Origin of the sequence: Paenibacillus sacheonensis, assembly GCF_009909195.1 — a bacterium.
Taxonomy (GTDB): domain Bacteria; phylum Bacillota; class Bacilli; order Paenibacillales; family Paenibacillaceae; genus Paenibacillus_Z; species Paenibacillus_Z sacheonensis.
In genome coordinates, this window is record NZ_JAAAMU010000008.1 from 250,992 (window position 1) to 261,161 (window position 10,170).

8 protein-coding genes and 1 rRNA gene are annotated in these 10,170 nt (G+C 51.0%); 8 read left to right on the forward strand and 1 reads right to left on the reverse strand.

Translation table 11 applies throughout. The features are described 5' to 3' along the window. Nucleotides 1-71: 71 nt before the first annotated feature. From dnaN to gyrB, 5 genes are all read left to right on the forward strand, one after another. Nucleotides 72-1,214, forward strand: a complete 1,143-nt coding sequence (dnaN, locus tag GT003_RS17700) for a DNA polymerase III subunit beta (RefSeq protein ID WP_161700164.1) — start codon at nucleotides 72-74, stop codon at nucleotides 1,212-1,214. A 16-nt stretch (nucleotides 1,215-1,230) separates the two neighbouring features. Then, complete coding sequence (gene yaaA, locus GT003_RS17705) at nucleotides 1,231-1,446, forward strand: S4 domain-containing protein YaaA (protein WP_161700166.1); 216 nt, start codon at nucleotides 1,231-1,233, stop codon at nucleotides 1,444-1,446. A 46-nt stretch (nucleotides 1,447-1,492) separates the two neighbouring features. Beyond that, entirely contained in the window at nucleotides 1,493-2,602 is a 1,110-nt protein-coding gene (gene recF, locus GT003_RS17710; RefSeq protein ID WP_161700168.1) for a DNA replication/repair protein RecF, read from the forward strand. 32 nt (nucleotides 2,603-2,634) lie between these two features. Then, nucleotides 2,635-2,883 (forward strand): extracellular matrix regulator RemB, encoded by a 249-nt coding sequence (gene remB, locus GT003_RS17715; RefSeq protein ID WP_161700170.1) that lies wholly within the window; start codon nucleotides 2,635-2,637, stop codon nucleotides 2,881-2,883. Nucleotides 2,884-2,989: 106 nt separating this feature from the next. Then, on the forward strand, nucleotides 2,990-4,906 hold the full coding sequence (gyrB, locus tag GT003_RS17720; protein WP_161700172.1) for a DNA topoisomerase (ATP-hydrolyzing) subunit B: 1,917 nt from the start codon (nucleotides 2,990-2,992) through the stop codon (nucleotides 4,904-4,906). A 44-nt stretch (nucleotides 4,907-4,950) separates the two neighbouring features. On the opposite strand, the gene GT003_RS17725 is transcribed toward gyrB, so the two are convergent. Next, complete coding sequence (locus GT003_RS17725) at nucleotides 4,951-5,721, reverse strand: YheC/YheD family protein (protein ID WP_239566038.1); 771 nt, start codon at nucleotides 5,719-5,721, stop codon at nucleotides 4,951-4,953. A gap of 367 nt (nucleotides 5,722-6,088) precedes the next feature. On the opposite strand from GT003_RS17725, the gene gyrA reads away from it, so the two are divergent. From gyrA to GT003_RS17740, 3 genes are all read left to right on the forward strand, one after another. Beyond that, the gene (gene gyrA / locus GT003_RS17730) at nucleotides 6,089-8,584 is read left to right on the forward strand and encodes a DNA gyrase subunit A (protein ID WP_161700174.1); all 2,496 of its coding nucleotides are present in this window, start codon (nucleotides 6,089-6,091) and stop codon (nucleotides 8,582-8,584) included. Between the two features lie 43 nt (nucleotides 8,585-8,627). After that, nucleotides 8,628-9,716, forward strand: a complete 1,089-nt coding sequence (locus tag GT003_RS17735) for an HD-GYP domain-containing protein (protein WP_161700176.1) — start codon at nucleotides 8,628-8,630, stop codon at nucleotides 9,714-9,716. A gap of 309 nt (nucleotides 9,717-10,025) precedes the next feature. Further along, nucleotides 10,026-10,170: ribosomal RNA gene (locus tag GT003_RS17740) — 16S ribosomal RNA — on the forward strand; the annotation flags it as partial.

Genomic DNA, 10,170 nt, shown 5'->3' on the forward strand with positions numbered 1-10,170 from the left:
TCATCAAAATACGGGTGAAAACGACGCAATCGGCTGCCGCCGTGATCCCCTTCCCTTTAGGAGTGACAATTATGAAATTAACGATCCGAAAAGACCAATTAAACGACGCGATTCAACAAGTATCCAAAGCTTCTTCGACACGTCCGGCAATCCCGATTCTCGGAGGCATCAAAATCGACGTCAATCACCAAGGCGTGACCCTGACAGCAAGCGACACCGATATCTCTATCCAAAGCTTTATTCCCGTCGAGAACGGCGAATTCGTCATCGCAAAGGTCGAGAAACCGGGAAGCGTCGTGCTTCCAGCCAAATTCTTCGTTGAAATCGTGAAGAAACTGCCTTCGGACGAGCTAGAGATTGAAGTCAAAGACCATTTTCAAACGATGATTCGCTCCGGCTCCACGGATATCCAAATGGTTGGACTGGATCCAGAAGAATTCCCGGTCCTGCCGACCATTGAACAAAGCGAGTCGATTGCGGTTCCGGGCGATCTTCTGAAATCCATGATTCGTCAGACGGTATTCGCTGCATCCACAAGTGAACAAACCCCGATTTTAACGGGAACCCTGTGGAACATGACCGAAGGTCAGCTGAAATTCGTAGCAACGGACCGGCACCGGCTCGCAAGCCGTACCGCAACGGTCGAAGCGCCGGAAGGGTATCGATTCTCCAATGTTGTCATATCGGGCAAAACGCTGAACGAGCTGTCCAGAATAGTTCCGGACGATCATACACATGTGGATATCGTTGTAGCGGAGAATCAAGTCCTCTTCAAAGTCGGCAACGTATTGTTCTACTCCCGCATCTTGGATGGCACCTACCCGGACACTTCTAAGATTATTCCGCAGCATTTCAAAACAGAACTCGTCCTGCCGACAAAAAAATTGACGGATGCGATCGATCGCGCATACTTGATGTCGCGCGAAGAGAAAACGAACATTGTCCGCCTCGTTACCCAAGAGGACGGCAGCATTGAAATTTCATCCAGCTCTACGGAGCTCGGCCGCGTAACGGAACAGGTGGAAGTAAAAGAAATGACCGGCGAGCAGCTGCGCATCGCCTTCAATTCCAAATATATGCTGGATACGCTCAAAGTAATCGACAGTGAATATATATTCGTCGGATTTACAGGTGCGATGAGCCCGATCATTATCAAGCCGACGGATCATCCGCACAGCTTGCATCTCATTCTTCCGTATCGGACCACGGGTTAATTAAGGAGCAATGAACATGAAAGAAATTGGAATTTCTACGGAATATATCGCGCTCGGGCAATTTTTAAAGCTATCGGAGTGCATCGATTCCGGAGGTGCGGCGAAGTTTTTTTTACAGGAACATAAGGTTATCGTGAATGGCGAACCTGATAATCGACGCGGCCGCAAGCTGTATGTCGGAGACAAGATTGACATCAAGGGATACGGCTTGTTTACGATTGTGACACGGTAATGCGGCAGCTTGCTGTTTTTGCAGGCTATGACCGGGGGGCCTTACTTTGCGATTAAATTCCATTCAACTGCAGAATTACCGCAACTACGAACAGATCGAACTGAAGACGGATAGTCAGGTCAATCTGTTTGTCGGACGCAACGCCCAAGGCAAAACAAATTTGCTCGAAGCCATTCTTGTCCTTGCGTTGACCAAGTCTCACCGTACGAGCAAAGACAAGGAATTGATCGGCTGGCAGTCGAGCGAAGCGCGTATCCGTGGAGAAGTAGAGAAACGCTACGGCAGCGTGACGCTTGATCTCATGTTATCGCAGCAAGGGAAGAAGGCTAGAATCAACGGATTGGAACAGCGAAAATTAAGCGATTTTGTCGGCCAGCTTAACGTCGTGATGTTCGCTCCCGAGGATCTTGAAATTGTGAAGGGCACGCCGGGCGTGCGCCGCCGGTTTCTCGACATGGAAATCGGCCAGGTGCAGCCCGGTTATTTGCATGCGCTCGGCCAATACCATAAAGTGCTCCAGCAGCGAAATAATTACTTGAAAGCTACGCTTCCTGGCACCGCCAATCCGGCGATGATGGAAGTTTGGAACATGCAGCTTGCAGAGTATGGTGTTAAAATCGTGAAAAAAAGGCAAAACTTCATAGAGAAGCTCCAAAGGTGGGCACAGACCATTCACTCGGGCATCACGGCCGGTTCCGAGGAGCTGACGATCGTTTACCGCCCCTCCTTCGAAAGCGGCTCCACCGAAGATGAATCTATTTTATTTGAGCAATTTATGATAAAGTTAACACAAGTAAAGGATCAGGAGCTTCGTCGCGGGATGACGCTCGTTGGTCCTCATCGTGATGACATGGCCTTTTATATTAATGGCAAAGAAGCCTCGGTTTACGGCTCCCAAGGACAGCAGCGAACGACTGCCTTGTCGCTTAAACTAGCTGAAATCGAGCTCATTCATGAAGAAATCGGCGAGTACCCGCTGCTGCTGCTCGATGATGTCTTATCCGAGCTTGACCAGCATCGGCAAACGCAGCTGATTGAAACCTTTCAGAGCAAAGTTCAAACGTTTATTACGACCACGGGGCTTGAGAGCGTTAATATCGGCAAGCTGCACGACGCCCGCATTTACCACGTGCAGGACGGTAATGTAGCGCTGTAATCGCAAGTGACGAAGAAACGGAGGGCGGGTTTATGTATATTCATTTAGGCGGAGAGAAAATCATTCGCGCCGCGGAGCTCGTGGCGATTTTCGATATTTCGATCGAGCAGTCCTCCAAGCTTTCCAAGCAATTCGTCGCGCAAGCCCGTAAGCGGAAAGACGTTGAAGTTATAGGGGAAGAAGAAGCGAAATCGATCGTAGTGACCGAGCATAAAATCTACTATTCGCCCATCTCATCCTCAACGCTGAAGAAGCGTTCGCACCATTTTGCGACTAATTAGAGGGTTAACGGGCTGTCAGTTTGCAAAGTGTGGCAGGTAGGTTGCAGGCCCGAGCAGCCAACGGAGTTCGCAAGCAGGGTAGTTGAGAGGAGCAGTGAAACCCAGCATGTCGTCGAATCAGCATACGTATGATGAAAGCCAGATTCAGGTTCTTGAAGGGTTAGAGGCGGTACGCAAACGCCCCGGGATGTACATCGGTTCCACGAGTGGCAAAGGACTTCACCATCTCGTATGGGAAGTCGTTGATAATAGCATTGACGAAGCGCTTGCAGGCTTCTGCACGCGTATTCAAGTGATCATTCACGAGAACAACAGCATCACCGTTATCGATAACGGACGGGGTATCCCTGTCGGTGAGAACGTGAAGCTCAAGAAATCGACGCTAGAGGTCGTTATGACCGTTCTTCATGCCGGCGGTAAATTCGGCGGCGAAGGCTATAAAGTATCGGGTGGCCTTCACGGCGTCGGGATTTCGGTCGTCAATGCGTTGTCCGAATGGGTCGAGGTTACCGTTAAGCGGGAAGGCAAGGTCTACCGCCAAGAATATCGTCGCGGCGCACCGCAATATGACCTGAAGATCATCGGCGACGCGGAAGAGTCCGATACCGGAACGACCACCACGTTCAAGCCGGACGGCGAGATTTTCACCGAAACGCTCGTGTACGAATACGAAGTGCTCCAGTCGCGGATCCGCGAGCTGGCCTTCTTGAATAAAGGCATTGAGATCGTGCTTACCGACGAACGCACGGGAACGACGAATTCGTATAAGTACGAGGGCGGCATTATCGAGTTCGTCAAATATTTGAACCGAAGCCGGGAAGCGCTGCACGAAGCGCCGATCTACGTCGAGGGATCCAAGGACAATATTCAGGTCGAGGTTGCGCTCCAATACAACGACAGCTATACCGAGAATATTTACTCCTTCGCCAACAATATCAACACGCATGAAGGCGGTACTCACGAGTCGGGATTCAAGAGCGCGCTCACGCGGATCATCAACGAATACGCCCGTAAGATGAATGCCATCAAAGACAGCGACTCTAACCTGTCCGGCGATGACGTGCGCGAAGGCTTGACGGCGATTATCTCGGTCAAGATTCCCGAGCCGCAATTCGAGGGACAGACGAAGACGAAGCTTGGCAATAGCGAAGTTCGCGGTATCGTCGAATCATTCTTTGCCGAGAAGCTCCAAGAGTTCTTGGATGAGAATCCAGGCATCTCCAAGAAGATCGTCGAGAAAGGACTGTCGGCTTCCCGTGCTCGCGAAGCTGCGCGCAAAGCGCGCGAGCTGACGCGCCGCAAGAGCGCATTGGAAGTCAGTGCGCTTCCAGGCAAGCTGGCGGATTGCTCGTCGCGTGATGCATCCATCAGCGAGATCTACATCGTAGAAGGAGACTCCGCAGGCGGATCGGCCAAACAAGGCCGCGATCGTCATTACCAAGCGATATTGCCGCTCAGAGGTAAAATTCTGAACGTCGAGCGTGCGCGCCTTGACCGGATTCTCTCCAATACGGAGATTCGGGCCATCATTACGGCGCTTGGAACGAGCATTGCGGATGACTTCGACCTGGCCAAGGCGCGTTACCATAAAGTCATTATCATGACGGATGCCGACGTTGACGGCGCCCATATCCGTACCCTGCTGCTTACGTTTTTCTTCCGCTACATGCGCAAGATCATCGAGGCAGGTTTCGTCTATATCGCCCAGCCCCCGCTGTTCAAGATCGAACGAAATAAGGTTGTCCGTTATGCGCAAAGCGAGCGAGAGCGCGATGCGATAATCGCCGAGTTTGGCGAAGGCGCTAAGGTCAACGTACAGCGGTATAAAGGTCTCGGCGAGATGAACGCTTCCCAGCTGTGGGAAACGACGATGGATCCGGAGAGCCGGACGATGCTTCAAGTCACCATCGACGATGCCATCGCGGCGGATAATATTTTTGAGACGCTGATGGGCGACAACGTGGAACCGCGACGCGAATTCATTCAAGAGTTCGCGAAATACGTTAAGAATCTTGATGTTTAGTAGATGCAGCAAACAAGCCGTCCGAAGAATCGGGCGGCTTGTCGTTATTTCATACGCCTATCATAGGCCAGACAGTACCGGTAAATGCGGCGAAACATCGTTTTATCGTCCAACTTGCGAAAGATGTAGGGGTCCGGAAGGGTGTTAACTTCAAGAATCCAGGGGCGGAACGACTCGTCTATGGCTATGTCGATACCCAGTTCCTTCAATCGAGGATACCGCGTTTGCAGCTGCCTTGCGACGGAGGTGCCGATTTCGGCAAGCCACATTTTGTAGCTGTCAACCTGAGGCTGCGTGAGATGGGGCTCCATCAGCTTATCGAAAGCCATAGGAACACCGCCGCTATGATAGTTCGTCACGATTTTTTTGGGATGGCTGAGCCGTCCGATGATGCCGGTCGTTTCCCATTCTTGCTTGGGATTGCACTGCACCATGACGCGGATATCGAAGCGCAGCCCGTCGTAGGACAGGAGGGGAATCCCTTGTTGAATTAAGTATTGCCGGCTGCCAATGCGTTTCTGAAGCGAGGCTGCCATCTTGTCGAACGAAGGGAAATGCTGCGGATGGGTCCCGGACTGATACGTATACCTGCCATCGGGGAGTTTCTCGACGCGAACGACGCCTAGTCCAAAGGTACCCTGATCGGGCTTCACATACACCATGCCATGCTGCTCGAGCATGGCAGCCAGCTGTGGAATATGCCATCTTTTCGTTACCGGAATCCGCTCGCGCAGCGGCTCCGAGAGCAGCAATACTTTTGTTTTCGCCCACTTGCTTTTCACGCGCTGGATGGCCAACAGGGCTCCACCTTTCATGTTAACGTTCCTGTAACGGGATTACGAGCCTGCAGGAGACAGGGTTATAAATGAATGGTATAATAGAGATAATGCCTATTTTTAGGGTTTTCCAAATTACGACCCTATTCGACGCCGACATTATGTTAGTTTATGGCGAAAAAACCGGTTTGGAGCGTGTATTAACCTAAGACCGAAAAGTTTTGGGAGCACGGATCGGTTTGCACCAAGTTTCGGGTATGCAAACGTTTAAGGAAGGCAAGAATGTGCCGAAACTATAAGGGATTCTAGTAGGGTTTGATGATTTTTTCTGCTTGCCAGCTGCGGTTTGCCATTCCGGGGCAGCGGCCTTGAAGCTTAACATACGCAAAACATTAGGAGGTTTACGATGGCAGAAGAGAAAAGCCTGCAAGTGCGGGACCGAGATATCGGCACCGAGATGCGCGAATCGTTCATGGATTATGCAATGAGTATCATCGTCAGCCGCGCGCTGCCAGATGTCCGCGATGGACTGAAGCCGGTGCATCGTCGGATTTTGTTCGCGATGTCCGAGCTCGGCATGTCGCCGGATAAGCCATACAAGAAATCTGCCAGAATCGTCGGCGAAGTTATCGGTAAATACCATCCGCATGGCGACTCGGCCGTATATGAGACCATGGTACGGATGGCACAGGACTTCTCCCTCCGCTATATGCTTGTCGACGGTCACGGTAACTTCGGATCCATCGATGGAGATATGGCAGCTGCCATGCGTTACACGGAGGCACGGCTTTCCAAGATAGCCATGGAAATGCTGCGCGATATCAATAAAGAAACGATCGATTTTGCACCTAACTACGACGGCGAAGAGCATGAACCGACGGTTCTACCGGCCCGTTTTCCGAATCTGCTTGTCAATGGATTGACCGGGATTGCTGTAGGGATGGCAACGAATATTCCTCCGCATAACTTGACGGAGGTTATCAATGGCGTCCAGGCGCTGATCCGCCAGCCGGATATTACGCCGATCGAGTTGATGGATTACATCAAAGGACCGGATTTCCCGACCGCCGGTTTCGTCATGGGACGCGAAGGCATGCGCCAGGCGTATACGACTGGCCGCGGTTCCGTAACCATGCGTGCCCGTGCAACCATCGAAGAGAATGGCGGCAAAGCGCGCATTATCGTGCATGAATTGCCGTATCAGGTTGTAAAAGCGCGGCTTGTCGAGAAAATTGCCGAGCTCGTGCGCGAGAAGAAAATCGAAGGCATCACGGATTTGCGTGACGAGTCTGACCGTAACGGCATGCGCGTCGTTATCGAGCTTCGCCGCGATGTGACGCCAACGGTTGTGCTGAATAACCTGTACAAGCAGACCCAAATGCAGATGAACTTCGGCTTCAACATGCTGGCGCTCGTCAAAGGAGAACCGCGCACGCTCAATCTACGCGACATTCTCTATTACTACTTGGAGCACCAAATCGAGGTTATTCGCCGCCGCACGGAGTTCGACCTGAAGAAAGCGGAAGCACGTGCGCATATCTTGGAAGGCTTGCGCATCGCGCTCGACAATCTCGATGAAGTCATCCGATTGATCCGTGCTTCGCAAACGACGGAAGAAGCTAGAGAAGGATTGATTTCACGCTTTGGTCTTAGCTTTGATCAAGCGCAGGCGATATTGGATATGCGTTTGCAACGCCTCACCGGTCTGGAACGCGACAAGATCGAAGCCGAGTACGCCGAGCTGCTTCGCAAAATTACCGAGTACAAAGCGATTTTGGCTGATGAACAGCTCGTGCTTCAAATCATTAACGAAGAGCTGGAAGAAGTGAAAGAAAGATTCGGTGACGAGCGTCGCACGGAGCTGATGGCAAGCGAAGACGAGATTCTCGATGAGGACCTGATCCCGCGCGAAGACGTTATCATTTCGGTTACTCACTCCGGTTATGTGAAGCGGTTGCCGGTTAAGACTTACCGCAGCCAGAAGCGCGGCGGCAAAGGCGTTATTGGAATGGATACCAAGGATACCGACTTCGTCGAGCATCTGTTCGTCTCCAATACCCATCACTTCCTGCTGTTCTTTACGAATAAAGGCAAGGTTTACAGGCTGAAAGCCTACGAGATACCGGATCTCAGCCGCACCGCGCGGGGAACGCCGATTATCAATCTGATTCAGATCGAGCAGGGGGAAACGGTCAATGCCGTTATTCCGGTCGAATCCTTCGAGCCAGACCGCTTCTTGTTCTTCGCAACCAAGAACGGCATCGTCAAGAAGACGCCGTTGGACGATTACGCAAACATTCGTAAAGTCGGTCTGATTGCGATTAACCTGCGCGAAGACGATGATCTGATCGGCGTGAAGCTGACTGACGGCAACCAAGAAATCATCATGGGGACAAGCCAAGGCATGTCGATCCGGTTCTCCGAACAAGACGTACGACCGATGGGCCGTTCCGCAACGGGCGTGAAAGGCATCAGCTCGGATGATGAAGATGAGGTAATCGGCATGGACGTTGTGGCGCCGGGCAGCGAGATCTTGATCGTGACGGCTAACGGTTACGGCAAACGGACGCCAGAAAGCGAATATCGCTCTCAGAGCCGCGGCGGCAAGGGGATCAAGACGCTCAACGTTCAGGAGAAGAAGGGTCTTCTCGTCAGCCTGCGCGTCGTGCAGAACGACGAGGATTTGATGATCATGACGTCTTCGGGTACGTTGATGCGCATGAGCATGGCCGATATTTCGACCATGGGAAGAAATACGCAAGGTGTCAGACTGATTAATATCCGCGAAGACGACTCTGTTGCGACAGTTACTCGTGTTGCACGTAACGAAGAGGCGGATGCCGATACCGGAGAAGACGGAGAAGGCATCGAGCCAGAAGAGTTAACTTCGGAGGAAGAATAATTTTGTTGGTGCGCGATTGAGGCTTTGACGTGGAGGAGAGTCTATGGGCACGGTATCAGTTTCGCAGGTAAAGCTTGGAGACAAGATCATACAGGATGTTCTTACACCGCTCGGCAGCGTGCTTTTTCATAAAGGAAAGGTCGTTACGCCCCGGGAATATGACATCCTTCAAGCTTTTCTAGTTCCGCATGTTACGATCGATGGTCCACCGGACAAGAAAGAGGCGGAAGAAGCAGCAGCGAGTGAGAGTCAATTAGAAGCGCAGGGGAGCCCCCACATCAAATCATCGCTTGCGGAGCAGTATGAACGTACCGTATTGCTCCTGAAGCGTGTATTTAACCAAATGATGAGCGGGCAGCCGCTGCCGATTCTCGATATTCGCAATCAGCTCGAATCATTGCTGCTTCAAAGTCAGGATTATAAAATCCTGACTTTCTCACCGCGAAATGTACCGAGCGAGGATTATCTCTTCCACAAAAGCGTGATGTCGGCATTGAGCTGTTATATGATGGCCCAGTGGAATGGACTCCCTAAGAAGGATTGGATGCAGTCCGCTTTAGCCGGCCTTCTTCACGATATAGGGAATGCCAAGATCGACCGTAACATTTTAAACAAGCCCACTAAGCTTTCGCCAGAAGAAGTTGAAGATATGAAGCGGCATACCGTACTCGGATACCAATTGCTCAAGAATGTCACGGCAATTAACGAGGGCGTAAAGCTGGCAGCCCTTCAACACCATGAACGGTTTGACGGCAGCGGCTATCCGCTCGGGATTAATTCGGAGAAGATCCATCCTTACGCAAAGTTCGTAGCCATTTCGGATATTTTCAATGCCATGACGATGAAGCGTTCCTATCGCAAAGCGACTTCTCCTTATTTAGTATTGGAGCAACTGAACCAAGATTCCTTCGGTAAGCTGGATCCTTCGTATGTTCGCATCTTTATCGAGAAAGCCACGCAGTTTCACAACGGCACCATTGTTCGTTTAAGCGACAATCGATTAGGAGAGATCGTATTCTCGGATCGTAATCATCCAACTCGGCCATGGGTATCCGTGAATGGCACGATCGTGAATCTGGCGAACGAAAAACAGCTTTACATTGAAGAAGTTCTTCAACGGACAAAAGCTTAAAAGATATTATGAATAAAGCTTGACCCCTCCATAATAACTGTGATATATTACTTCTTGCCGCTTTTGAGGCAGAGAAATGTATCACAGTTTTTTAATAAGAAAATTAAAAAAAGCTTGCAATGAGACAAGCAACTGTGATATATTAATCAAGTCGCCGCTGAGACATTGGGCGAACGACACACGAATTTGTTCCTTGAAAACTGAACAATGAGCGACCTGTCAAAAGGTCTTAAATCGCGAAATTAACGTTTCGCAAGCTAGTATTTCGAATGAGCTACCAAGCGAATTCATACAATGGCTTCGGCCACTTTTATGGAGAGTTTGATCCTGGCTCAGGACGAACGCTGGCGGCGTGCCTAATACATGCAAGTCGAGCGGAGTCATTCCTTCGGGGATGGCTTAGCGGCGGACGGGTGAGTAACACGTAGGCAACCTGCCTGGAAGACCGGGATAA